We start from the raw sequence: 24,121 nt of genomic DNA, 5'->3' as shown, positions 1-24,121 counted from the left end.
GTGGACGCCGCCACCAGCGTCGCCGCGTGGTTGTCGACCCTGCGCGGTGCCCACGTCCAAGGTGTGGCGCCCGGCGGATCGGTACCCCTGGGGTGTCCCGAAATCCTCTGCGGTAAACCGACGTCCGGCTTGTCCGGGTCGCCGGTGGTGTCACCCCCAAACGTGCGTGAAACCCACGACGGAACCAGGTTAAGAAAGAGGAGGCCCCTCGGAATGAGAGTCTCGAAGCGGGCGAGCGGCGCGCTCGCGGTGGGCGCGGCATTCGCGCTCGTCGCGTCCGGCTGCTCCAGCGGGAACAACGACGGTGGCGACGCCGGCGCCAGCTCGGACGGCGCGATCGTCATCGACGGTACCCAGCCGGAGAACCCCCTGGTTCCGGCGAACACCACCGAGACCGGTGGCGGCGCGATCATCGACTGGATGTGGAGCGGTCTGGTCGAGTACCCCAACAACGGTGGGGCGCCGCAGAACCTGCTCGCCGAGTCGATCGAGACGAGCGACTCGAAGGTCTTCAAGATCAAGATCAAGCAGAACACCAAGTTCCACGACGGCACCACCGTCAAGGCCGAGAGCTTCGTCAAGGCCTGGAACTGGGCGGCGTACGGCCCGAACGGCGCGCAGAACGCCTCCTTCTTCTCCGACATCCAGGGCTTCGACGAGGTCTACACCGAGGACCCGGACGGCCCGGACGGCCCGCAGAAGGCCCCGGAGCCCAAGGCCAAGGACATGTCCGGCCTCAAGGTCGTCGACGACTGGAACTTCGAGGTCACGCTGAACGCGCCGACCGCCGTGTTCCCGACCAAGCTCGGCTACAGCGCCTTCGTGCCGCTGCCGGACGCCTTCTTCTCCACCACCCCGGCGGAGTTCGGCAAGAAGCCGATCGGTAACGGCCCGGTCAAGCTCGTCTCCTGGCAGGACGACGTCGAGATCAAGCTGACCCGCTTCGACGACTACAGCCTGCGCGACAAGATGAAGATCAAGGACGTCACCGTCAAGATCTACCAGGACGACACGGCGGCCTACAACGACCTGCTCGCCGGCAACCTGGACTTCCAGCAGCAGGTTCCGGTCTCCGCGCTGGCCGGTGACAAGTGGAAGACCGACCTGGCCGAGCGGGCCATGTCCTCGACCACCCCGTCGACCGGCATCATCGCCTTCCCGATCTACGACAAGCGCTTCCAGAACCCGAAGCTGCGCAAGGCGATCTCGCTGTCCATCGACCGGCAGGCGATCACCGACAAGATCTTCTTCGGTACCCGTAAGCCGGCCGACAGCTGGGCCAACCCGCTGACCCCGGGCGCCGAGCCGGGCAACTGCACCGCCTGCAAGTTCGACGTGGCCGAGGCCAAGAAGCTCTACGCCGAGTCCGGTGGCTTCCAGGGCAAGCTGACCCTGTCGTACAACGCGGACGCCAGCCACAAGGAGTGGATGGAGGCCGTCGCCCAGCAGATCAAGACCAACCTGGGCATCGACGCGGTCGMCGTCGGCGTGCCGACCTTCGCGGTCTTCCGCGCCAACATCAACGCCTACAAGATGACCGGCGCGTACCGGGCCGGCTGGCAGCAGGACTACCCGGACGTGGAGAACTGGATCAACCCGCTCTACGTCACCGGTGGTTCCTCGAACGACGGCAAGTACAGCAACCCGCAGGTGGACGCCCTCGCCAAGGAGGCCACCGCGGCCCCCAGCATCGAGGAGGCCCACAAGAAGTTCGCTGAGGCCGTCAAGCTGATCGACCAGGACGTTCCGTCGATGCCGATCTACTTCGGTGGCCAGCAGTCCGGCCACTCGGAGAAGATCAAGAAGCTCGAGCTGACCAACGTCGGCGAGCTCGACATCACCTCGGTCGAGCTCTGATCCGAACGCTCTGACCCCGGGTCGGGCTCGCCTACCGGTGAGCCCGACCCGGGGCCGTTCCGCGAGGGGGTGTACAACGAACCCCTCGCAACGTTGTCGCCGCCGCGCCGGCCCGCCCCGGCGCTCCCTGTCTGGAGGACCACCCCATGGGCCGTTATCTCTTGAGACGGCTGCTGCAACTCGTGCCGGTGTTCATCGGTACGACGTTCCTGATCTACTGGCTCGTCTGGTCAGTGCCCGGTGACCCCTTCGCCGGCAAGTGCGGCGACCGCGGTTGCCCGCCGAACTACCGCGCCATGATGACCGAGAAGTACAACCTCGACGAGTCGATCTGGGTGCAGTACGCCAGCTACATGAAGAACCTTCTGCAGGGTGACTTCGGTATCACGTTCGGCGGTCGCGAGATCAGCGACATCATCGCCACGTCGTACCCGAACACCCTGAAGCTGGCGGTGGTCGCCCTCGCCATCGAGGCCGTGATCGGTCTCGGCGCCGGCATCCTCACCGGCCTGCGGCGCAACGGCTTCCTGGACAACCTGGTCCTGGTCTCCACCCTCTTCCTGATCGCCCTCCCGGTCTTCGTCATCGGCTTCGTGCTGCAGTGGCTGCTCGGCGTGAAGTGGGGCATCATCAACCCGACCGTGTCCAACGAGATGCGGTTCAGTGAACTGATCGTGCCGGGCTTCGTGCTCGGAAGCGCATCGATGGCGTACATCGCCCGGGTGGCGCGTACGAGCATCGCCGAGAACCGGCGTGCCGACTACGTCCGCACCGCGATCGCCAAGGGCCTCCCGATGCGCCGCGTGGTCGGCGTGCACCTGCTGCGCAACTCGCTCATCCCGGTGGTCACCCTGCTCGGCACCGACCTCGGCGCGCTGATGGGTGGCGCGATCGTGACGGAGGGCATCTTCGGCATCAACGGCATCGGCCGTCAGGTGCTCCGCTCGATCGTCACCAAGGAGAGCGCTACCGTTGTCGGCATCGTCGTGGTGTTGGTGCTCGTCTATCTCATCATGAACCTGGTGGTGGACCTGCTCTACGCCGCCCTCGACCCGAGGATCCGCTATGAGTGACGGCCGCAGCGTACGAAACGTCCCAGCAGTCTGCGCGGGTAACCACGCCCGCGCCGAGCGCAGCGAGGTACGGGCATGAGTGACCCGAATACCGCGTCGATCGTGTCGACGCCGCCCGCGACCATGCCCACCGAGGCGGGGTCGGGCGCGCCCACCAACGCGGGCCTGCCGGAGAGCGCGAAGCAGAACAAGCCGCGTGGCCTGCTCGGTGACGCCTGGATCGACCTGCGCCGCAAGCCGCTGTTCTGGATCTCGGCGACGATCATCCTGATCTTCCTCGTGATGGCGGCCTTCCCGTGGCTGTTCACCTCCGGCGACGCGGTCAACGGCTCGCTGGACCGCAGCCGGGTCGAGCCGTCGTCGGCCGCCTGGTTCGGCTACGACGTGCAGGGCCGCGACGTCTACGCCCGGGTCATCTACGGCGCCCGCGCCTCGATCGTGGTGGCAGTGGTCTCCACCGTCCTGACGCTGCTCGTCGGCGGCACGATGGGCATCATCGCCGGCTACCGCGGCGGCTGGGTGGACGCGCTGCTGTCCCGTGTCGCGGACATCTTCTTCGGCCTGCCGTTCGTGCTCGGCTCGATCGTCATCCTGACCACGTTCAACGGCTCCGGCACCGACAACGGCGAGTGGACGATCATGGGCCTGGTCATCCTGTCCCTGAGCGTGCTGAGCTGGCCGGTGGTGATGCGGCTGATGCGCTCCTCGGTGCTCGCCACCAAGGAGGCCGACTACATCGTCGCGGCCCGCGCGCTCGGCGCCAGCACCGGCCGGATCATCCTCAAGCACCTGCTGCCGAACTGCCTGGCCCCGCTTCTGGTCTACGGCACGATCATGGTCGGCTCGTTCATCGGCGCGGAGGCCACGCTCTCGTTCCTGGGCATCGGCCTGAAGAGCCCGGTCGTCTCCTGGGGCATCATGATCAGCGAGGCGCAGAACTACATCCGGGTCTCGCCGTACCTGCTGTTCTTCCCCTCCGCGTTCCTCGTCGCCGCAGTGCTGAGCTTCGTCATGCTCGGCGAGGCGGTCCGCGAGGCCCTCGACCCGAAGCTTCGATAGGGGAACTGAGTTGTCCGACATTCTCGTGTCCGAGCAGTCCGCGCCGGGCGCCGACGGATCCGGTCGCCCCTCGGGCCGGCTGCTCGAGGTCGACGACCTTCGGGTGGAGTTCCGTACCCGGGACGGCGTCGCCAAGGTCATCAACGGAGTCACGTACCACGTCGACGCGGGGGAGACCCTCGCCGTGCTCGGCGAATCGGGCTCCGGCAAGAGCGTCACCGCGCAGACCATCATGGGCATCCTGGACACCCCGCCCGGGTTCGTCACCGGCGGCCAGGTCCGCTTCCACGGCAAGGACATGCTCACCATGTCCCCCGAACAGCGGCGGCGGATCCGGGGCGAGGGCATCGCCATGATCTTCCAGGACTCGCTCTCGGCCCTCAACCCGGTTTTCACAGTCGGCTTCCAGATCGCCGAGCAGTTCCGCATCCGGCGCGGCATGAGCCGCTCGGACGCCAAGAAGCGCGCGATCGAGATGCTCGACCAGGTGAAGATCCCCAACGCCAAGGGCCGGTTCAGCAACTACCCGCACCAGTTCTCCGGCGGTATGCGGCAGCGCGCCATGATCGCCATGTCGCTGGCGCTGGACCCCGAGGTGCTGATCGCCGACGAGCCGACCACCGCGCTGGACGTGACCGTGCAGGCCCAGATCATGGACCTGCTCGGTGAGCTCCAGCGGGAACGGCAGATGGGCATGATCCTGATCACCCACGACCTCGGCGTGGTCGCCGACGTCGCGGACCGGATCGCGGTCATGTACGCCGGCCGGATCGTCGAGGAAGCCGACGTCTACGACCTGTACCGCAAGCCGGCACACCCGTACACGCTCGGCCTGCTCAACTCGATCCCGCGGATGGACGAGAAGGGCCAGGAGCTCCGCACGATCAAGGGCCTCCCGCCGAACCTGATGAACATCCCGCCGGGCTGCGCGTTCAACCCGCGCTGCCCGATGGCGCAGCCGGTGTGCCGGGAGAAGGTCCCGCCGCTGCTGCAACTGGGCAACGGCCGGGCCAGCGCCTGCCACTTCGCCGAGGAACTGGTGAACCGTGACTGAGAACATCATCGAGGTTCGTGACCTGGTCAAGCACTACCCCGTGACCCGGGGCGTGGTGTTCAAGAAGACCATCGGCCACGTCAAGGCGGTCGACGGCGTCTCCTTCGACCTCAAGGCCGGCGAGACGCTCGGCGTGGTCGGCGAGTCCGGCTGTGGCAAGTCCACGCTGGCCCGGGTGCTGATGAACCTGGAGAAGCCGACCGGCGGCCAGGTGCTCTACAAGGGCCAGGACATCTCCAAGCTCTCCGGTGGCGCGCTGCGGCGGCTGCGCCGGCAGATCCAGCTGGTGATGCAGGACCCGTACACCTCGCTCAACCCCCGGATGACGGTGGGTGACCTGATCGGCGAGCCGTTCGAGATCCACCCCGAGGTGGCTCCGCGCGGCAGCCGGCGCACCAAGGTCAAGGAGCTGCTCGACCTGGTCGGCCTCAACCCGGAGCACATCAACCGGTACCCGCACCAGTTCTCCGGCGGCCAGCGGCAGCGCATCGGCATCGCCCGGGCGCTGGCGCTGCGGCCCGAGGTGATCGTCTGCGACGAGCCGGTGTCGGCGCTGGACGTCTCCATCCAGGCGCAGGTGATGAACCTGCTGGAGAAGCTCCAGGGCGAGTTCGGCCTGTCGTACGTCTTCATCGCCCACGACCTGTCGGTGGTGCGTCACCTCTCCGACCGGGTCGCGGTGATGTACCTGGGCAAGATGGTGGAGATCGGCACCGAGGACGAGATCTACGAGCGTCCGACCCACCCGTACACCCAGGCGCTGCTGTCGGCGGTGCCGGTGCCCGACCCGACGGTGCGGGAGAGCAAGGCGATCATCCGGCTCCAGGGCGACGTCCCCTCGCCGGTCAGCCCGCCCTCGGGCTGCCGGTTCCGGACCCGGTGCTGGAAGGCGCAGGACGTCTGCGCCCAGGAGGTGCCGCTGCTCCAGATCCGGCCGGGCTCGGACCACCCGAGCGCCTGCCACTTCGCGGAGAAGCGGGAGATCGTCGTCACCCACGACGCGGCCTGAACCGAACCGGACCGCCTGCCGGCGTCAACTCGACGCCGGTAGGCGGTTCGTCGTATCCGGGGGCGTCACGGCGTCACAGCGGGCCGCGACCGGCGCGCAGCAGCAGGAGCGCGAGCTGGGTGCCGTCCGCGCCGAGCTCGGCCCGGAACCGCTCCAGGATCTCCCGTTCGCGGGAGAGCACGAGCCGGGTCCCACCGGAGGCCATCCGGGTCGCGCCGACCTCCTGGGAGAGCGCGGCCCGCTCCTGCCAGAGCGCGATGAGCGTGCTGTCGATCTCGTCGATCCGCCGCCGGATCTCACCGATCCGCTCGGCGGCCGTCGCGTCGTCGGTGCCGGTCCGGGACGCCGCGGCGCCGCTCGGGTCGGCGTCGGTCGGCCGGCCGTTGCGCGCCGGGCTGCCGCTGGACTCCACCACGTCAGTCATCATCGTCGTCCCTCTCGGGGCTCGGGCCCGGTACCCGGATCCCGGGACGGAAACGCCCCGGGCTCTCCGAGCCCGGGGCGTTTCGTAGGTCTGTGATCAGGCGCGACCCACGGCTGCCGGACTCCCGGTGCCGTAGTAAAAGTAGAAGCGCTGATCGAACACGTCGTCGAGTATGCCGACCACCCGGGCGGGCGCGCAAGAAGACGCACCAACAGGTGAGACGTGCCGCCGGGCGCCGACCGGCCGCGCGGGCGGGGAAGTGTCCGGCCGACGGCATAGACTCGGACTGCGATGCATCCTCTCTTCGACATCCCCGCGTCCCCGCCTGCGCCGGAGTCCCGGCCGACCCCGCCGCGCCGCCCCGGGGCCCCCGGGTCGGACCCGCAGGCCCTCCTCGACGGCCTGAACGGCCCCCAGCGGGACGCGGTGACCCACGCCGGCTCCCCGCTGCTCATCGTGGCCGGCGCCGGCTCCGGCAAGACCCGGGTGCTGACCAACCGGATCGCCTACCTGCTCGCCGCCCGGGACGTGCATCCCGGCGAGATCATCGCGATCACCTTCACCAACAAGGCCGCGGGCGAGATGAAGGAGCGGGTGGCCGCGCTCGTCGGCCCGCGCGCCCGGATGATGTGGGTGTCGACGTTTCACTCCGCGTGCGTACGCATCCTGCGGGCCGAGCACGAGCACGCCGGCCTGAAGTCGACGTTCTCGATCTACGACGCGGACGACTCGCGCCGGCTGATGCAGATGGTCGCCCGCGAGCTGGACCTGGACCCGAAGCGCTACCCGGCCCGGGGTCTGGCCGCCCAGGTGTCGAACCTGAAGAACGAGCTGGTCGACCCGGAGGAGTTCGCCGGCCGGGCCAAGGGGCCGAACGAGCGGGCGCTGGCCGAGGCGTACACGCTCTACCAGCGGCGGCTGCGCGAGGCRCACGCGCTGGACTTCGACGACCTGATCATGACCACGGTGCACCTGCTCCAGTCGCACCCGCACGTGGCGGAGAGCTACCGGCGGCGGTTCCGGCACGTGCTGGTCGACGAATACCAGGACACCAACCACGCCCAGTACGTGCTGATCAAGGAGCTGGTCTCCGGCACCGAGGGGATCCCGCCGGCCGAGCTGTGCGTGGTCGGCGACGCCGACCAGTCGATCTACGCGTTCCGCGGCGCGACCATCCGCAACATCCTGGAGTTCGAGCGGGACTTCACCGACGCCCGCACGATCCTGCTGGAGCAGAACTACCGCTCGACCCAGACCATCCTCAACGCGGCGAACGCGGTCATCGACCGCAACACCTCCCGCAAGCCGAAGCGGCTGTGGAGCGACGCCGGGGCCGGGGAGCAGATCGTCGGGTACGTCGCCGACACCGAGCACGCCGAGGCCGACTGGGTCGCCCGCGAGATCGACCGGCTGGTCGACGACGGCGACACCCGCCCGGGCGACGTGGCCGTCTTCTACCGCACCAACGCCATGTCCCGCGTGTTCGAGGAGGTGTTCATCCGGGTCGGCCTGCCCTACAAGGTGGTCGGCGGGGTGCGCTTCTACGAGCGCAAGGAGGTCCGCGACGCGCTCGCGTACCTGCGCGCGGTGGTGAACGACGACGACACGGTCAGCCTGCGGCGGATCCTGAACACCCCGCGCCGGGGCATCGGCGAGCGGGCCGAGGCGTGCGTGGAGGCGCTGGCCGCGCGCGACCRCATCTCCTTCGGCGCCGCGCTGCGCCGGGCCAAGGACGCACCAGGCATCTCCACCCGGGCCGCGAACGGCATCGCCGAGTTCGTCGCGCTGCTCGACGCGGCGCGGGAGCTGGCCGCCACCGGCACGCCGGAGGAGGTGCTGGAGGCGGTGCTGACCCGCTCGGGCTACCTGGCCGAGCTGGAGGAGAGCCTCGACCCGCAGGACGCCGGCCGGGTGGACAACCTCCAGGAGCTGGTGAGCGTCGCCCGGGAGTACACCGAACGGATCGAGGCGCTCGGCGCCGAGGACGAGCGGGCCACCCTGGCCGGGTTCCTGGAGCAGGTGGCGCTCGTCGCCGACGCCGACCAGATCCCCTCCGACGACCCGGACCACCAGGGCGTGGTCACGCTGATGACGCTGCACACGGCCAAGGGCCTGGAGTTCCCGGTGGTCTTCCTGACCGGCCTGGAGGACGGCGTCTTCCCGCACCTGCGCTCGCTCGGCGACACCCGGGAGCTGGAGGAGGAGCGGCGGCTGGCGTACGTGGGCATCACCCGGGCCCGCCAGCGTCTCTACCTGTCCCGCGCGGTGACCCGGTCGGCGTGGGGCGCGCCCGCGTACAACCCGCCGTCGCGGTTCCTGGAGGAGCTGCCGCCGGAGCTGGTCCGCTGGGAGCGCACCGAGGGGTCGTACACCTCGTGGGGTGGCGGGGGCGGCGGCGTCGGCGGCCGGGCGGACCGCCTGGGCCGCGGCGGCTTCGCCGGCGGCACGCCGAAGGCGACCGAGCTGGCGAAGCGGCTGGGCGTGGACGCCAGCCGGCTGTCCACGGCGAGTGAGCTGAAGCAGGCCCCGAAGGTCTCGGCCGGGGACCGGGTCAACCACCAGCGGTACGGCCTGGGCCGGGTGCTGGCGGTGGAGGGGGCCGGGCCGGGCGCCCGGGCGCAGATCGACTTCGGCGACCAGACGATGTGGCTGGTGCTGCGGCACGCCCCGATCGACAAGCTCTGAGCGTGAGCGGGCCCGGTCCGGCTCGTGGCCGGACCGGGCCCTGCCCCTGTCGTGGCGCGGTCAGCAGGCCACGTCGATGCCCCGTGCGCGCAGGAACGGCGCCGGGTCGATCTGGTTCCACATGGCGCCCTGGTGCACCTCGAAGTGCAGGTGCGGGCCGGTGGAGTCGCCGGTGGAGCCTTCGTAGCCGATGACCTGACCGGCGGTGACCTTGTCGCCCACGGCGACGGCGAGCCGGCTCTGGTGGGCGTAGTGGGTCAGGTAGCCGTTGTGGTGGTCGATGAAGACCGAGATGCCGTAGCCGTCGCCCACGTCGCCGGCCTTGACCACGGTGCCCGCCGCGGCGGCGTGGATCGGGGTGCCGGCCGGCATGGCGAAGTCGATGCCGGCGTGCTGGGTGCCCCAGCGGGGCCCGTAGCAGGACGTGATGTCCGCGCCCTTCATCGGGATGACCCAGGTCGGCTTCTTCGCCACCGCCTTCTTCGCCACGGTCTTCTTCGGCTTGGGCTTGGCGGTGGCCGTCTTCTTCGGCGCCGGGGTGGTCGCGCTCGGGCTCGGCGCGGGGCTGGCCGGGACGGCGGACGGGGTGATCGGTTCGCGGGCCGAGCGGTCGGCGCGGGCCGCGTCGTCGACGCGGGCCTGTACGCCGAGGTCGACGGCGGCCGGCGTCGGCGCGGACCGGTCGGCGACGGTGACCACGCCGCCGATGCCGAGGCCGAGCAGGGCCACCGCGCCGGTGACCACGTATGCGGTGCGCCGGGCGCGGCGCGGACGCCGGTGCCGGGCGGGAGCGTTGTCCGGGGTGGGGCTGCTGTGCTGCACGGGATCCTTCACCAGTCGAGGGGCACGTGACCACGAAATACTGGTGTCGGCGCAGGTGGTGGCGGGTATCGGGTGGCCGGAGCAATGGCTGCGGGCCGTCGCGCCGTGCCCGGTTGCGGACCGGACGGGCGGTTCATCGGCGAAGACGATCACCTACCGATGTGGTCCCGCTCACACCGGCGGGTGTGACGTGGCAGACTTCCGCCAAACGAAACCGCCCGGATCGTGTGATCCGGGCGGTGACGGGGCGTACTGAGCGTCAGGAGGCGGCTACGTCGCCGTAAATCGCTTCGATTTCGAGCTGGATGTCCACTCCGCGTTCCTTGAGGAACGCCACCGGGTCCTGCGGCTGGCCCTTGACATGGATCTCCAGGTGCAGGTGGGAGCCGTAGGAGTGGCCGGTGTTGCCGACCAGGCCGAGCTGGTCGCCGGCCTTCACCTCCTGGCCCTCCTTGACCGACACGGCGGAGGAGTGGCCGTAGATGGCCTCGGTGCCGTCGGAGTGCTTCACGATCACCGCGTAGCCGTAGCCGCCGAACCAGCCCGCCTTGGTGACCGTCCCGGCGTGGACCGCCTTGTACGGCGTGCCCTCCGGCGCGACCAGGTCGATGCCGGTGTGCAGCTTGCCCCAGCGCATGCCGTAGGGGGACTTGAAGTCGTAGCCGTGCAGCGGCAGGAGCCACGGGTCCTGCTCGGTGATCTTGCTGTCGGTGCGGTCGGACCGGGACGCGCGGTCGGCGCTGTCGGCACGGGCCGCCGCGTCCTGGCTGGCGACCGAGGCCTGCCGGAGCTCGTCGAGGACCGAGGGGTTGACGCTCTTGGCGTCAGGAAGGGCGTTCGCGCCGATGGCGACGATGCCGGCGCCGACGAACGCGGTGGTGACCACCGCCGCGTAGCGGCTCCGCGGGGGGGTGGGTACGCGACGGCGGCCGCGATAGCGATCGGGCTCAGACGACAGGCGCTGGCGCACGCACACCCTCCGTTGTCGGGGATCCGATGCGACTCCGGACCGTTCGGTGAAGCTCGGTGGAACCTCCGGTGTCGCGTCGTCACCCGTCCGTGGACCTGATGACAACCGTGGACACGTTAGCCAACTGCCACTCCTGTCACAAGCCGAAGCGCCGAACTGGCGATTCGTTATGTCCGTTTCCATCCTGGCTTGTCATGTCTCGTGCCGCCGGTCGGATGGGCCTCCGACTGTCCATTCGTCGCGGACAGTGACCGATCGGCGGAGGTGTCCGGCTTTCCGCGTCCGCGCCTGAGCGGTAGGAGAGTAGCCCGGGCGTGGGACGGTCCGGGCCCCGCTTTCCGCCCCCCGCTCCGCCGGGTTACCGTTCGTTCAGGTCAGTGTCCTGGTGAAAGGTGTGCGCAGATGAGCTCTCGTATCCGGGTCGTCGTCGCGAAGCCCGGCCTGGACGGCCACGACCGGGGCGCGAAGGTCGTCGCGCGTGCCCTGCGCGACGCGGGCATGGAGGTCATCTACACCGGCCTGCACCAGACGCCAGAGCAGATCGTGGAGACCGCCATCCAGGAGGACGCGGACGCGGTCGGCCTGTCCGTGCTCTCCGGCGCGCACATGACGCTGTTCAAGCGCGTACTCGAACTGCTCGCCGAGCGCGAGGCCACCGACATCGTGGTGTTCGGCGGCGGGATCATCCCCGAGGCCGACCTGCCGGAGCTGGAGCGGCTCGGCGTCGCGAAGATCTTCACCCCCGGCGCGACCACCGGGTCGATCGTCGAATGGGTGCGGGAGAACGTGGCCCAGCCGGTCGGCTGACCCGCCGCATCTGCGGCTCCGGGCACGGGGGAGGGGCCGGACGCACCCCTCACACGCCCGGCCCCTCTATGCACGATGCCCCGCCGCCACCCCTCGACCGACAGGGCATCGGCCGCTCCCGTCGTCGCGCTTGACCAGCGCTCCGACATCACACTCAACGACGCCCCCGACCGGCGGTTACGCCCGGTCCGGCACATCCCCCGTACGGCTGACAACCGCGGCCGCCGCCGCGTGCCGGCGCCGCCGGAAACCGGTGCCGGCCGAAGAGGGCTGTGCATTACCGCACACCCCGCACCCGCTCGGTTGCCGCCGGTTCCCATCTCGTTAGGCTGCGGCAAATGGCCTGTCTCTTCTGATGACAGGCGTCAAACTGATTTTCCAACGCTGGTGGCGGCGCGACGGCGCGCCGCGGAGACGGGACGGGACGCGCAAACGTGGACCTGTACGAGTACCAGGGGCGGGACCTGTTCGAGCGGCACGGCTTGCCCGTGCTCGCCGGCGGCGTCGCCACTACCCCGGAGGAGGCCCGCGCGATCGCCGAACGCCTYGGCGGTCGGGTGGTCGTCAAGGCGCAGGTGAAGGTCGGTGGCCGCGGCAAGGCCGGCGGCGTGAAGCTGGCCGAGGGCGCGGAGGAGACGGTGGCCCGGGCCACCGACATCCTCGGCATGGACATCAAGGGTCACACCGTCCACAAGGTCATGATCACCGTGACCGCGGACGTGGCCGAGGAGTACTACTTCTCTTACCTGCTCGACCGGGCGAACCGCACCTTCCTCTGCATCGCCAGCGTGGCCGGCGGCATGGACATCGAGCAGGTCGCCGCCGAGACGCCCGAGAAGGTCGTCAAGGCTCCGATCGACGCCAACACCGGCGTCGACGAGGCGAAGGCCCGGGAGATCGTCACCGCGGCCGGCTTCCCGGCCGAGGTCGCCGACCAGGTCGTCGACGTCGCGGTGAAGCTGTGGCAGGCGTTCGTCGCCGAGGACGCCACGCTCGTCGAGGTGAACCCGCTGGCCACCACCAAGGACGGCAAGCTGCTGCTCCTGGACGCCAAGGTCACGCTGGACGAGAACGCCGCGTTCCGGCACCCGGACCACGAGGCCCTGGTCGACCAGGCGTCGGTGGACCCGCTGGAGCAGGCCGCCAAGGCCAAGGACCTCAACTACGTCAAGCTCGACGGCGAGGTCGGCATCATCGGCAACGGCGCGGGCCTGGTCATGTCCACGCTCGACGTGGTCGCGTACGCGGGCGAGCGGCACGGCGGCGTCAAGCCGGCCAACTTCCTCGACATCGGCGGCGGCGCGAGCGCCGAGGTGATGGCGAACGGCCTGGAGATCGTCCTGTCCGACCCGTCGGTCAAGAGCGTCTTCGTCAACGTCTTCGGCGGCATCACCGCGTGCGACGCGGTCGCCAACGGCATCGTGCAGGCGCTGGCGCTGCTGGAGCAGCGCGGCGAGAAGGCCACCAAGCCGCTCGTCGTCCGTCTCGACGGCAACAACGCCGAGGCCGGTCGGGCGATCCTCGACGGCGCGGCCAACCCGCTGATCCAGCGGGTCGACACCATGGACGGCGCGGCCGAGCGGGCCGCCGAGCTGGCAGCTGCGGGGGTCTGACAATGGCTATCTGGCTGACCAAGGACTCCAAGGTCATCGTGCAGGGGATGACCGGTTCCGAGGGTTCCAAGCACACCCGGCGGATGCTCGCCGCCGGCACCAACGTGGTCGGCGGCGTGAACCCGCGCAAGGCCGGCACCACCGTCGACTTCGACGGCACCGAGCTGCCCGTCTTCGCGTCCGTCGCGGACGCGATGAAGTCCACCGGCGCGGACGTCACAGTCATCTTCGTGCCGCCGCAGTTCACCAAGGCCGCCGTGGTCGAGGCGATCGACGCCGGCATCGACCTGGCCGTGGTGATCACCGAGGGCGTGCCGGTGCACGACACCGCCGCGTTCTGGGCGTACAACAAGTCCAAGGGCGAGCGCACCCGGATCATCGGCCCGAACTGCCCGGGCATCGCCTCGCCGGGCGCGTCCAACGCCGGCATCATCCCGGCCGACATCACCGGCTCCGGCCGCATCGGCCTGGTCAGCAAGAGCGGCACGCTGACCTACCAGATGATGTACGAGCTGCGCGACATCGGCTTCTCCACCTGCGTCGGCATCGGCGGTGACCCGATCATCGGCACCACCCACATCGACGCCCTGGCCGCCTTCGAGGCGGACCCGGAGACCGACGCGATCGTCATGATCGGTGAGATCGGCGGCGACGCCGAGGAGCGGGCGGCCGAGTTCATCAAGGCCAACGTCACCAAGCCGGTGGTCGGCTACATCGCCGGCTTCACCGCCCCGCCCGGCAAGACCATGGGTCACGCCGGCGCGATCATCTCGGGCTCGGCGGGCACCGCCGACGCCAAGAAGGCGGCGCTGGAGGCGGTGGGCGTCAAGGTCGGCAAGACCCCGACCGAGACCGCCAACCTGATGCGGGAGCTCATGTCCGGCCGCTGAGCGGCCGTACCACGCGCCGAGGGGGCCGACCGGGGAACCGGCCGGCCCCCTCGCGTTCAGCGGTACCAGTACGGGTAGTACGAGTTGCCCCGGGCCCGCACGATGGCGCTGGCGACGATGTTGATCACACCGAACGCGATGGCCAGCCAGCCGAGCAGCTGCGACTTGCCGTTGCGCCGCGCGTCGCGGATCGACAGCGCGCCGAAGACGATGCCCAGGATGCCGCAGCAGAACAGGCCGAAGACGATGCCGAGGACGCCCCAGAGCGTGGTCCGGTCCCGGCCGACGGCCGGCGGCGGCGGTGGTGGCGGATACGGAGCGTGCACGGCTTCCTCCGAACGGTAGGCGCCGCGACGGGAATGGTCGCGTCTGAGGCCGAGGCTAGACCGGATCACCACCGCTGAGGCGGGGGTTCGGCGAACTCGCCGCGCTGCCGACCCGGTATCGGACTGCCGTCCTTCCCGCGGCGTGCCAGAGTAGACCCGATGTCACGTGTCACCCCTGACCAGCCACGCCGTCCGGCTTCCGGTCCCCGAGCCGGGGAACGGCCACCCGGCCGCGCCCGCCCGGCCGCGCGGGTGCCCGCGCCGCGCTCGGGCGAGGAGCCGCGCAGCCGGGCGCCGTTGCCCGTCGCGGCCGGGGTGGCGGCGCTCTGGGCCGCCCTGACCTCGTGGCTGCCGGTCTCCGTCGTGCTGGGCCTCGCCCAGCTCAGCGAGGACGCCGGCTCGCTCGGTGGCGCGCTGCGCGCCGGCCTGGCCGGCTGGCTGCTCGGGCACGGCGTGCCGCTGCAGACCACAGCCGGGCCGCTGGGCCTGATCCCGCTCGCGCTGAGCGCGCTCGCCGTCTGGCGGCTCACCCGCGCCGGCGTGCACGTCAGCCGGGCCGTCGGCGCGCGCGGGGCCGGCTCGCCCCGCCAGGCGCTCACCGTCGCGGCCGCCGTCGGGATCGCGTACGCGCTGCTCGGCGCGCTCGCCGCGTTCGCTGTCGACGCGGGCGGGCTGCGGGTCTCCCCGGTCACCGCCGCGCTCACGTTCGCCGCGTTCGGCGTGCCGGCCGCCCTGGTCGGGGCGCTGCGCACCACAGGCGTCTGGGCGCTGCTGACCGCGCGCTGCCCACCGCCGCTGCGCGACGGCCTGCGTACCGGCCTGGTCGCGGCGCTGCTGCTGCTCGGCGCGGGCGCGGGGGCGGCCGGACTGGCGGTGGCCACCGGCGGCGGCGACGCGGCCGACATGATCGGCGCCTACCGGACCGGGGTGGCCGGTCAGGCCGGCATCACCCTGGTCAGCCTCGCGTACGCGCCGAACGCCATCGCCTGGTCGGCCAGCTACCTGCTCGGTCCCGGGTTCGCCGTCGGCACCGACACCGCCGTCCGCACGAGTGAGGTGTCGGTCGGCGCGCTGCCGGCCGTACCGTTGCTGGCCGGCCTGCCCCGCGGCCCGATGGACGGGCTCGGCGCCGCGCTGCTCGCGGTGCCGGTGCTGGCCGCGATGGCGGCCGGCTGGCTCCTGGCCCGGCGGCTGATCCGGGCGGCCGCCGAGGAACGGGCCGATGTGGCCTGGCCGGCGCTGCTCGGGCCGGCCGCGCTCGCCGGACCGGTGGCCGGCGTGCTGCTGGGGCTGGTCGCGGCGGTCTCCGGCGGGCCGCTCGGCGGCGGGCGGCTGGCCGAGGTCGGCCCGTCGCCCTGGCCGGTGGCGGTGGTGGCCACCCTGGTGATCGCGGTGGGCGCGGTACTCGGCGCGGCCGCCACCCGCACCCTGACCCGCCCGGCGCGTCCGGCACCCCCGCCCCGCGCCACCCCGGCGCCCCGCTGATCCGTCCGGCGCCGCGCGGGGAGAGAGACGCGCGAGGGGCGCCCGGCGGTCGCCGGACGCCCCTCGTTCGAACGACGGTCAGGCGCCGAAGTTGTTCATGTTGATCGCAGCGCCCGCGATGGCGCTGACGATGCCGACGACCACGCCGACGGCGCCGCAGATCAGGGCGGCCCGCGCCTGGCCGGCGTTGCTGGCCTCGCCCGCCTGGACCTTCTTCTGGCCGAGCACGCCGAGGACGACCGCCACGATGCCGGCCGGGACACCCAGCAGCGGGCAGCACAGGCCGAGCACGATCGAGGCGATGCCGACGATCATGCCGGCCAGGCCCATGGTGTTGTTCTGGCCCTGACCCTGCGCCGGGCCGGCCGGGTAGCCGGCGGTCGGGTACTGCGGCGCGGCACCGTACGGCGGCTGCTGCTGCGCGTACGGGTCCTGGCCGTAGGCGGGCTGACCCGAGGTGGGCTGGCCGTACGGCTGGCCCGACGTCGGCTGCTGGCCGTACTGGGGCTGCTGGCCGTACTGCGGGGCCTGCGGCGGCTGGGCGTACGGGTCGTTCGGCTGAGCGGTCGGGTCCTGGTTCGGCTGCTGGCCGTACGGGTCCTGGCCGGGGTAACCGGGCTGCATGTCTGGGTGCTCCTCAGGTTCGGTTCGGTTGTGCGTCAGTTGCTGCCGCTGTTGCCGGCGATACCAGCCAGGCCGCCGAGGAGGCAACATCCCACCACGATGATGGCGATCCAGGCCAGGCCGGCGATGAGGGCCCACTTGGACCACTTCTTGGACTCGGCGGCGGCAGCCTGGGCGCCGGCGTAGTCGCCCTGCTGGATCAGCGGGTTGACCTTCGACGCGTTGATGATGGCCGGGATCGCGAGCGGCCAGAACAGGAAGATCGCGACGATGGACATCGTCATGTTGTTGTCGACCTGCTGCGGCTGCTGCGGGGGGTATCCGGGCTGCATGCGACGTACTCCTCGGTCCGACGGCACGCGGCGTGCCGGATTCTTCGTGGGGTGCGGGCCGGGCGCGAGGCCGGACACCGGGCGACCGGCAGCGTACCGCGAGCACGCCACCCGGGAGGTCAACCGTTGAGCCGCCGCCCCGAGGCCGGGGCGCCTGACCTGCCCGATAGGGTTGCCGCGTGACCGAGCCCGCGTCCGTCGCCCGCCTCGTCGTCCTCGTCTCCGGTTCCGGCAGCAACCTCCAGGCGCTGCTGGACGCCACCGCCGACCCCGGCTTCGGCGCCCGGGTCGTCGCCGTCGGCGCCGACCGGGACGGGATCGCCGGCCTGGACCGGGCCGCCGCCGCCGGCGTGCCGTCCTTCGTCGAGCGTGTCAAGGACCACCCCACCCGCGCCGACTGGGACAAGGCGCTCACCGCGCGGGTCGCCGAGCACCGGCCGGACCTGGTCATCAGCGCCGGGTTCCTCAAGCTGGTCGGGCCGGAGTTCCTGGCCGCGTTCGGCGACCGCTACCTCAACACGCACAACACGCTGCTGCCGGCGTTCCCCGGCATCCACGGCCCCCGTGACGCGCTGGCGTACGGCGTGAAGGTCACCGGGGCCACGCTGTTCTTCGTCGACGCCGGGATGGACACCGGGCCGATCGTGGCCCAGGTCGCCGTGCCGGTGCTCGACGGCGACGACGAGGACACGCTCACCGAGCGCATCAAGTCCGCCGAGCGGCGCCAGCTCGTCGAGCAGGTCGGCCGCCTGGTCCGTGAAGGCTGGACGATCACCGGAAGAAAGGTCACCATCCCGTGAACGCCACTGAGGACGCCGGCCGCCGCCCGATCCGGCGCGCGCTGGTCAGCGTCTACGACAAGACCGGCCTGGCCGAGCTGGCCCGCGCCCTGCACGGGGCCGGCGTGGAGATCGTGTCGACCGGGAGCACCGCGTCGACGATCTCCGGCGCCGGGGTGCCGGTCACGCCGGTCGAGYAGGTCACCGGCTTCCCGGAGATCCTCGACGGGCGGGTCAAGACGCTGCACCCGAAGATCCACGGTGGTCTCCTCGCCGACCTGCGCAAGGACGCGCACGCCGCCCAGCTCGACGAGCACGGCATCGCCGGCATCGACCTGCTGGTCTCCAACCTCTACCCCTTCCAGGCCACCGTCGCCTCCGGCGCCGACACCGAAGAGTGTGTCGAGCAGATCGACATCGGCGGCCCGGCGATGGTGCGGGCCGCGGCGAAGAACCACGCCTCGGTCGCGGTGGTGACCGACCCGGCCGCGTACCCGGCGGTGGTGGCCGCGCTCGCCGACGGCGGTTTCACGATCGCCCAGCGCCGGGCGCTCGCCGCCCGGGCCTTCGCCGACATCGCCGACTACGACGTGGCGGTGGCCGACTGGTTCGCCACCACCGTGGCGCCGGCCGAGGACGGCTGGCCGCAGTTCGCCGGGCTGGCGCTGCGCCGCCAGGCCGTGCTGCGGTACGGCGAGAACCCGCACCAGGCGGCGGCGCTCTACACCGATCCGGGCGCGCCGGCCGGGCTGGCCCAGGCCGAGCAGCTGCACGGCAAGGAGATGTCCTACAACAACTACGTCGACGCGGACGCCGCCTGGCGGGCCGCCAACGACTTCCCGGACCAGCCGGCGGTGGCGATCATCAAGCACGCCAACCCGTGTGGCATCGCGGTCGGCGCGGACGTGGCCGAGGCGCACCGCAAGGCGCACGCCTGCGATCCGGTCTCCGCGTTCGGCGGGGTGATCGCGGTGAACCGGCCGGTCGACGCGGCGATGGCCGGCCAGGTCGCGGAGATCTTCACCGAGGTGCTGGTGGCGCCCGGCTTCGACGAGGACGCGCTGGAGCTGCTGCGGGCCAAGAAGAACCTCCGCCTGCTGCGGGCGCCCGAGTTCGCCGTGCGGCCCGCCGAGTGGCGGCAGGTCAGCGGCGGCGTGCTGGTGCAGTCGCGGGACGCCGTCGACGCGCCCGGCGACGACCCGTCCGGCTGGACGCTGGCCACCGGCGACCCGGCCGACTCCGCGACGCTGCGCGACCTGGCGTTCGCCTGGCGGGCGGTCCGTGCGGTGAAGAGCAACGCGATCCTGCTGGCCCGCGACGGCGCCACCGTCGGCGTCGGCATGGGTCAGGTCAACCGGGTGGACTCGGCGCGGCTGGCGGTCAGCCGCGCCGGCGACGAGCGGGCCCGCGGCTCGGTCTGCGCCTCCGACGCGTTCTTCCCGTTCGCCGACGGCCCGCAGATCCTCATCGACGCCGGGGTACGGGCGATCGTGCAGCCGGGCGGCTCGATCCGGGACGAGGAGACCATCGCGGCCTGCAAGGCGGCCGGCGTCACCATGTACCTGACCGGGACGCGGCACTTCTTCCACTGACCAGGCCGTAGTCGCCCGGGTGCGTCGGTCGTCCACCCGACGGACGCACCCGGACGCCGGGCCGTTGCCCGCCGCCGGAACCGGTTGCTAGCGTGTGCGCGGCGACGATCGACCGTCTCCGCCGCCCGTGAGACCGGCAGGTGTGCCATGCGCGTTCGCGACCGGTTGACCGCCGTCGTCGTCACGCTGGCCTTCGTCCTGGCCGGACTGGGATCGGCCGCCGCGCCCGCCGTCGCCGCGCCACCTGCCGGAACGCTCGCCGCCGCGCCGGCCGCCGGAACGAGCCCGGTCGCGCTGCGTACCGCGTACCCCGGAATCTCCTGGTCGGAGCTTGCCGCCGGGCCGTGGCACGACCACGGCGGCGGCCTCGGCTACGCCGACGGACCGGACGACCTGGCCCCGGCCGCGCTCCCGCGCGTGGCCGGTCCGGCCGTGCCGGAACCCGTCGTGCCCGCGCCCCGGCCGCCGGTCGTGCCGCTGCCGCCGCGCGGCCCGCTCGCCGCGCGCGCCCCGCCGGCCGCCTGAGCCACGCCGGACCCGGGACCCGCACGCCGGGACACCTCACCCGAGCCGCACCGGACCGCCGCGTCGACCCGGCGGTTCCGTCGCGGGACACCGATCACGTACGGCGGCGCGCCTCAACGCCGCCGGGATCGCCCCGGGTCCACGCCCAACCCGCCGCAGCGGAGGCCCCGCCCCCTCTTCCTCCGGGGGACGGGGCCTCCGTCGCGCTCACACGTCGGTGCGGACCTCGGCGAAGTGGCAGGCGCTGGGGTGCGGGTCCGCCGCCCGGGGCACGGTCTGCGGGTCCTGGACCGCGCAGACCTCCTCGGCCTTCCAGCAGCGGGTCCGGAAGTGGCAGCCGGACGGCGGGTCGGCCGGGCTGGGCACGTCGCCGCTGAGCCGGATGATGGTCTGCCGGTCGCGGGCCTCCGGATCGGGCACCGGGACCGCCGACAGCAGCGCCTGGGTGTACGGGTGGGTGGCCCGCTGGTAGATCTGCTCCTCGGTGCCGATCTCGACGATCCGGCCCAGGTACATCACCGCGACCCGGTCGGAGATGTGCCGCACCACCGACAGGTCGTGGGCGATGAAGAYGTACGACAGSCCGAACTCGYCCTGGAGCTKCTCCARCAGGTTSATCACCTGSGCCTGGATGGAGACGTCSAGCGCCGACACCGGCTCGTCGCAGACGATSAYCTCGGGCCGCAGCGCSAGCGCCCGGGCGATGCCGATGCGCTGCCGCTGGCCGCCGGAGAACTGGTGCGGGTACCGGTTGACGTGTTCCGGGTTGAGCCCGACCACGTCCAGCAGCTCCTGCACCCGCTGCCGCCGGCTGCGCTTCGGCGCCACCTCCGGGTGGATCTCGAACGGCTCGCCGACGATGTCGCCGACAGTCATGCGCGGGTTCAGCGAGGTGTAYGGGTCCTGCATCACCATCTGCATGTTGCGGCGCAGCCGGCGCAGGTCCGCCCCGCCGGCCCGCAGCAGGTCGCGGCCCTCCAGCGTGACCCGCCCGGCGGTGGGCGTCTCCAGGCGCATCAGCAGCCGGGCCAGCGTGGACTTGCCGCAGCCGGACTCGCCGACCACGCCGAGCGTCTCACCGCGCCGCAGCTCGAAGGAGACGCCGTCGACCGCCTTGACCTGGCCGATGGTCTTCTTGAACAGCACGCCCTGGCTGATCGGGAAGTGCTTGACCAGGTGGTCGACGGAGAGGATGGTCTCGCCGCGCACCTTCGTGGCGTCAGCCGGCGCTGTCATCGTGCACCTCCTGCGCGAAGTGGCACGCGCTGGTCCGCCCGTCGCCGAGCACCAGGTCGTGCGGCACCTCGTCCACACAGACCTGCTGGACGTACGGGCACCGGGGGTGGAACGGGCAGCCGGAGGGGATCGCCATCAGGTTCGGCGGCAGGCCGCGGATGCTCGACAGCTCCTGGCCGCGCACGTCCAGGCGCGGGATCGACTCCAGCAACCCCTTCGTGTACGGGTGGGCCGGCGCCCGGTACAGCGCGTGCACGTCGGCGTGCTCGACGATGCGGCCCGCGTACATGACCGCGATCCGGTCCGCGACACCGGCGACCACGCCCAGGTCGTGGGTGATCAGGATGAGCGCCGTGCCGAGGTCGCGGCGCAGGTCGGCCAGGAGGTCCATGATCTGCGCCTGCACCGTCACGTCCAGCGCGGTGGTCGGCTCGTCGGCGATCAGCACCTTCGGGTCGAGAGCCAGCGCCATGGCGATCATGACCCGCTGGCGCATGCCGCCGGAGAACTGGTGCGGGTAGTCGCCGAGCCGCTTCGCCGCAGCCGGGATCCGGACCAGGTCCATCAGCTCGATCGTGCGCCTGCGCGCGTCGGCCCGGGACATCCCGGCCCGTTCGCGCAGCGACTCGCCGATCTGCCAGCCGACCGGGAAGACCGGGTTCAACGCCGACAGCGCGTCCTGGAAGATCATCGCGATCTCGGTGCCCCGGATCTGACGGCGTTCCTCCTCCGGCCGGGTCAGCAGGTCCCGCCCCTGGTAGAGGATCTGCCCGCCGCGCACGTACGCGGGCGGGGTGTCCAGGATGCCCATGATCGCCTGGGCGGTGACGGACTTGCCGGAGCCGGACTCGCCGAGCACCGCGAGCGTCTCCCCGGCGTCCAGGTGGTACGTCACCCCGTTGATGACCCGGGCCACGCCCTCGCGGGTGCGGAACTCGACGTGCAGGTCCCGTACCTCCAGCAGGTGCCCGCCCGGCGGGGTGGGCGAGGCCGGCGTGGGCCGGGCCGACGACTGGGTCATGGGTTGTCACCGCAGCTTCGGGTCGAAGGCGTCGCGGATCGCGTCGCCGAGCATGATGAAGGCGAGCACGGTCAGGGCGAGGAAGGCCGACGGTACGATCAGCGGCGTCGCCGACTCGCGCATGTGCACCCGCCCGGCGTCGATGTCGATGCCCCAGGAGATGGTCGGCGCCTTCAGGCCGATGCCGAGGAAGCTCAGCGTCGCCTCGGCCGCGATGAACGAGCCGAGCGCGATGGTGAGCACCACGATGGCCGGGGCGAGCGCGTTCGGCAGGATGTGCCGCCACATGATCCGACCGTTGCCGGCCCCCAGCATCCGGGCTGCGGCAACGTAGTCCTGCTCCCGGGCGGTGATCACCGAGGAGCGGACCACCCGGGCCGCTGTGGTCCACCCGAGCAGCGCCAGCACGAAGATCACCGCGAACAGCCGTACCGTGTCGCCGCTGGTGCTGACCCGCTTGAGCAGCACGATCGCGGCGAGCAGCAGCGGGATGCCGAGCACGATGTCGATCACCCGGGAGAGCACCGCGTCGACCCAGCCGCCGAAGTAGCCGGCGAGCATCCCGACGACGAGCGCGATCACGCCGGTGATCAGCGCGGAGAGCGCCCCCACCAGCAGTGAGGCGCGGGCGCCGTAGACCGCGCGGGCGAACGTGTCGCAGCCCTGGAAGTCGTACCCGAAGATGGCCCCGCCGGACGGCCCGGCGTGCTGGCGGGAGAGCACGCAGTCGCGCGGGTCGTTCGCGGCGAACAGCCCGGGGGCCACCGCCATCGCGGCGACGAGCACCACCAGGAGCAGGCTGATCCAGAAGACCGGGTTGCGGCGCAGGTCCCGCCACGCGTCCCCGGCCAGGCTGCGGGCCCGGTCGGGGCGCCCGGCCCGGCCGGGCGTGCCCGGTTCGCCGGAGACGCCGCGCCGCGCCGCCTGGTTCTCGGTGGCCGCCACCGTCTCGAAGTCACTCATAGCGGATCCTCGGGTCGAGGACGGCGTAGAGCACGTCCACCACCAGGTTGGAGAGCAGGTAGACCACGACGAGCACGCTGACGATGCCGACCACCAGGGGGCCGTCCTCGGTGCGGATGCCGCGGAACAGGTTGAAGCCGACGCCGGGCACGTTGAACACGCCCTCGGTGATGATCGCGCCGCCCATCAGGTTGCCCAGCTCGACGCCGAGGAAGGTGATCACCGGGATGAGCGAGTTGCGCAGCACGTGCACGCCGACGATGCGGCGTCGCCGCAGGCCCTTCGAGCGGGCGGTGCGGACGTAGTCGGCGCGCAGGTTCTCGGTCACCGAGGTACGGGTCAGCCGCAGCGCGGTGGCCAGGGACAGCGAGCCGAGCACGATGCCGGGCAGCAGCAGCGCGTAGAAGGAGGGTTGCGCTCCGGCGGTGGGCGGGAAGATCGGCCAGCGTACGCCGAGGAAGTACTGCGCCAGCGGCGCGAGCACGATGGTGGGTATGCCGAGCACCAGCAGCGTGAGCACGAGCGTGGCGTGGTCGAACACGCCGGAGCGGCGGATGGCCGCGATCACGCCGGCGGTGACTCCGAAGATCACCGTGACCGCCATCGCGATCACCGCCAGCTTGAGGGTGACCGGCCAGGCGGCGGCGAGGATGTCGCTGATCTGCCGCCCGGTCAGCGACTGCCCGAGGTCACCCTGGACCAGGCCGCCGAGGTAGTTGAAGTAGCGGTAGAAGAAGCCGCCGACCCCTGTCGCGTCCAGGTGGTACTTCTCGGTCAGGTAGGCCCGCTGCGCGGGGGTCACCGGCCGCTCCCCGGCGAGGGCCTGGATCGGGTCGCCCTGCCCGGCGAACATCAGCGCGTAGACGATCAGAGTGGTCCCGAAGAAGGCGAGGACCATCTGCAGGAGTCGCCGCAGGATGAAGCGGAGCATGCTGGCAAGTCTGCCGAAAGCAGCGCAAATGCGGGCCAATGCCA

At 71.5% G+C, this 24,121-nt stretch carries 23 protein-coding genes; 13 read left to right on the top strand and 10 right to left on the bottom strand.

The window, feature by feature from the left end; translation table 11 throughout:
- The first annotated feature begins 213 nt into the window (after positions 1-213).
- The 5 genes from A8711_RS12355 to A8711_RS12335 all read left to right on the top strand — a co-directional run bounded on the left by A8711_RS12355 (position 214) and on the right by A8711_RS12335 (position 6,052).
- Positions 214-1,857, top strand: coding sequence for an ABC transporter substrate-binding protein (locus A8711_RS12355; protein ID WP_069088275.1), 1,644 nt, complete (start codon positions 214-216; stop codon positions 1,855-1,857).
- 146 nt (positions 1,858-2,003) lie between these two features.
- On the top strand, positions 2,004-2,930 hold the full coding sequence (locus A8711_RS12350; RefSeq protein ID WP_013288523.1) for an ABC transporter permease: 927 nt from the start codon (positions 2,004-2,006) through the stop codon (positions 2,928-2,930).
- A gap of 75 nt (positions 2,931-3,005) precedes the next feature.
- The gene (locus tag A8711_RS12345; protein WP_043328349.1) at positions 3,006-3,989 is read left to right on the top strand and encodes an ABC transporter permease; all 984 of its coding nucleotides are present in this window, start codon (positions 3,006-3,008) and stop codon (positions 3,987-3,989) included.
- Between the two features lie 25 nt (positions 3,990-4,014).
- Entirely contained in the window at positions 4,015-5,043 is a 1,029-nt protein-coding gene (locus tag A8711_RS12340) for an ABC transporter ATP-binding protein (protein WP_043328350.1), read from the top strand.
- Entirely contained in the window at positions 5,036-6,052 is a 1,017-nt protein-coding gene (locus A8711_RS12335; protein WP_043328351.1) for an ABC transporter ATP-binding protein, read from the top strand. The genes A8711_RS12340 and A8711_RS12335 overlap by 8 nt, the downstream gene beginning before the upstream one ends.
- Before the next feature lie 73 nt (positions 6,053-6,125).
- Here A8711_RS12335 and A8711_RS12330 read toward each other — a convergent pair whose 3' ends face one another.
- A complete protein-coding gene (locus A8711_RS12330) occupies positions 6,126-6,479 on the bottom strand; it encodes a chorismate mutase (RefSeq protein ID WP_064446565.1) in 354 nt (117 codons plus the stop codon).
- A 288-nt stretch (positions 6,480-6,767) separates the two neighbouring features.
- Between A8711_RS12330 and pcrA the strand changes: the two genes are divergently transcribed.
- On the top strand, positions 6,768-9,161 hold the full coding sequence (pcrA, locus tag A8711_RS12325) for a DNA helicase PcrA (RefSeq protein WP_069088274.1): 2,394 nt from the start codon (positions 6,768-6,770) through the stop codon (positions 9,159-9,161).
- A gap of 60 nt (positions 9,162-9,221) precedes the next feature.
- On the opposite strand, the gene A8711_RS12320 is transcribed toward pcrA, so the two are convergent.
- Together A8711_RS12320 and A8711_RS12315 are read right to left on the bottom strand one after the other, a co-directional pair.
- On the bottom strand, positions 9,222-9,983 hold the full coding sequence (locus A8711_RS12320) for a M23 family metallopeptidase (RefSeq protein WP_176722804.1): 762 nt from the start codon (positions 9,981-9,983) through the stop codon (positions 9,222-9,224).
- A gap of 259 nt (positions 9,984-10,242) precedes the next feature.
- Positions 10,243-10,953, bottom strand: a complete 711-nt coding sequence (locus A8711_RS12315; protein ID WP_043328356.1) for a M23 family metallopeptidase — start codon at positions 10,951-10,953, stop codon at positions 10,243-10,245.
- Between the two features lie 402 nt (positions 10,954-11,355).
- Here A8711_RS12315 and A8711_RS12310 point away from each other — a divergent pair, with 402 nt between their 5' ends.
- The 3 genes from A8711_RS12310 (at position 11,356) to sucD (ending at position 14,263) form a co-directional block, all read left to right on the top strand.
- Positions 11,356-11,760: a cobalamin B12-binding domain-containing protein gene (locus tag A8711_RS12310; RefSeq protein ID WP_030501512.1), complete on the top strand. Its 405-nt coding sequence runs from the start codon at positions 11,356-11,358 to the stop codon at positions 11,758-11,760.
- Positions 11,761-12,194: 434 nt separating this feature from the next.
- Positions 12,195-13,373 (top strand): ADP-forming succinate--CoA ligase subunit beta, encoded by a 1,179-nt coding sequence (sucC, locus tag A8711_RS12305; protein ID WP_043328357.1) that lies wholly within the window; start codon positions 12,195-12,197, stop codon positions 13,371-13,373.
- Between the two features lie 2 nt (positions 13,374-13,375).
- The gene (gene sucD / locus A8711_RS12300; RefSeq protein ID WP_030501510.1) at positions 13,376-14,263 is read left to right on the top strand and encodes a succinate--CoA ligase subunit alpha; all 888 of its coding nucleotides are present in this window, start codon (positions 13,376-13,378) and stop codon (positions 14,261-14,263) included.
- A gap of 56 nt (positions 14,264-14,319) precedes the next feature.
- Here sucD and A8711_RS12295 read toward each other — a convergent pair whose 3' ends face one another.
- On the bottom strand, positions 14,320-14,589 hold the full coding sequence (locus A8711_RS12295) for a hypothetical protein (protein WP_043328358.1): 270 nt from the start codon (positions 14,587-14,589) through the stop codon (positions 14,320-14,322).
- 159 nt (positions 14,590-14,748) lie between these two features.
- Between A8711_RS12295 and A8711_RS12290 the strand changes: the two genes are divergently transcribed.
- Complete coding sequence (locus A8711_RS12290) at positions 14,749-16,074, top strand: DUF6350 family protein (protein ID WP_043328359.1); 1,326 nt, start codon at positions 14,749-14,751, stop codon at positions 16,072-16,074.
- A gap of 78 nt (positions 16,075-16,152) precedes the next feature.
- On the opposite strand, the gene A8711_RS12285 is transcribed toward A8711_RS12290, so the two are convergent.
- Positions 16,153-16,698 (bottom strand): DUF4190 domain-containing protein, encoded by a 546-nt coding sequence (locus A8711_RS12285; protein WP_043328360.1) that lies wholly within the window; start codon positions 16,696-16,698, stop codon positions 16,153-16,155.
- Positions 16,699-16,733: 35 nt separating this feature from the next.
- The gene (locus A8711_RS12280) at positions 16,734-17,030 is read right to left on the bottom strand and encodes a CD225/dispanin family protein (RefSeq protein WP_069088273.1); all 297 of its coding nucleotides are present in this window, start codon (positions 17,028-17,030) and stop codon (positions 16,734-16,736) included.
- A gap of 179 nt (positions 17,031-17,209) precedes the next feature.
- On the opposite strand from A8711_RS12280, the gene purN reads away from it, so the two are divergent.
- From purN to A8711_RS12265, 3 genes are all read left to right on the top strand, one after another.
- Positions 17,210-17,830 carry a phosphoribosylglycinamide formyltransferase gene (gene purN / locus A8711_RS12275; protein ID WP_069088272.1) on the top strand — a complete coding sequence of 207 codons (621 nt, stop codon included), beginning with the start codon at positions 17,210-17,212 and terminating at the stop codon, positions 17,828-17,830.
- A complete protein-coding gene (purH, locus tag A8711_RS12270) occupies positions 17,827-19,401 on the top strand; it encodes a bifunctional phosphoribosylaminoimidazolecarboxamide formyltransferase/IMP cyclohydrolase (RefSeq protein WP_069088271.1) in 1,575 nt (524 codons plus the stop codon). The genes purN and purH overlap by 4 nt, the downstream gene beginning before the upstream one ends.
- Positions 19,402-19,548: 147 nt before the next feature.
- On the top strand, positions 19,549-19,926 hold the full coding sequence (locus A8711_RS12265; protein WP_069088270.1) for a hypothetical protein: 378 nt from the start codon (positions 19,549-19,551) through the stop codon (positions 19,924-19,926).
- A 207-nt stretch (positions 19,927-20,133) separates the two neighbouring features.
- Here A8711_RS12265 and A8711_RS12260 read toward each other — a convergent pair whose 3' ends face one another.
- From A8711_RS12260 to A8711_RS12245, 4 genes are read right to left on the bottom strand one after another with little or no spacing between them, the layout of a single operon-like run.
- The gene (locus tag A8711_RS12260; RefSeq protein ID WP_069088269.1) at positions 20,134-21,162 is read right to left on the bottom strand and encodes an ABC transporter ATP-binding protein; all 1,029 of its coding nucleotides are present in this window, start codon (positions 21,160-21,162) and stop codon (positions 20,134-20,136) included.
- On the bottom strand, positions 21,146-22,183 hold the full coding sequence (locus A8711_RS12255) for an ABC transporter ATP-binding protein (RefSeq protein ID WP_064446559.1): 1,038 nt from the start codon (positions 22,181-22,183) through the stop codon (positions 21,146-21,148). Before A8711_RS12255 ends, A8711_RS12260 begins: the two co-directional genes overlap by 17 nt.
- Before the next feature lie 6 nt (positions 22,184-22,189).
- Positions 22,190-23,146, bottom strand: coding sequence for an ABC transporter permease (locus A8711_RS12250; protein WP_030501500.1), 957 nt, complete (start codon positions 23,144-23,146; stop codon positions 22,190-22,192).
- The gene (locus A8711_RS12245; RefSeq protein WP_043328367.1) at positions 23,139-24,077 is read right to left on the bottom strand and encodes an ABC transporter permease; all 939 of its coding nucleotides are present in this window, start codon (positions 24,075-24,077) and stop codon (positions 23,139-23,141) included. Before A8711_RS12245 ends, A8711_RS12250 begins: the two co-directional genes overlap by 8 nt.
- Between the last annotated feature and the right edge of the window lie 44 nt (positions 24,078-24,121).

Source organism: Micromonospora sp. II (assembly GCF_001709195.1).
Taxonomy (GTDB): Bacteria; Actinomycetota; Actinomycetes; order Mycobacteriales; family Micromonosporaceae; genus Micromonospora; species Micromonospora chalcea.
The sequence above is the reverse complement of the archived record's forward strand: the minus strand, read 5'-3'. Positions and strand labels throughout refer to the sequence as shown.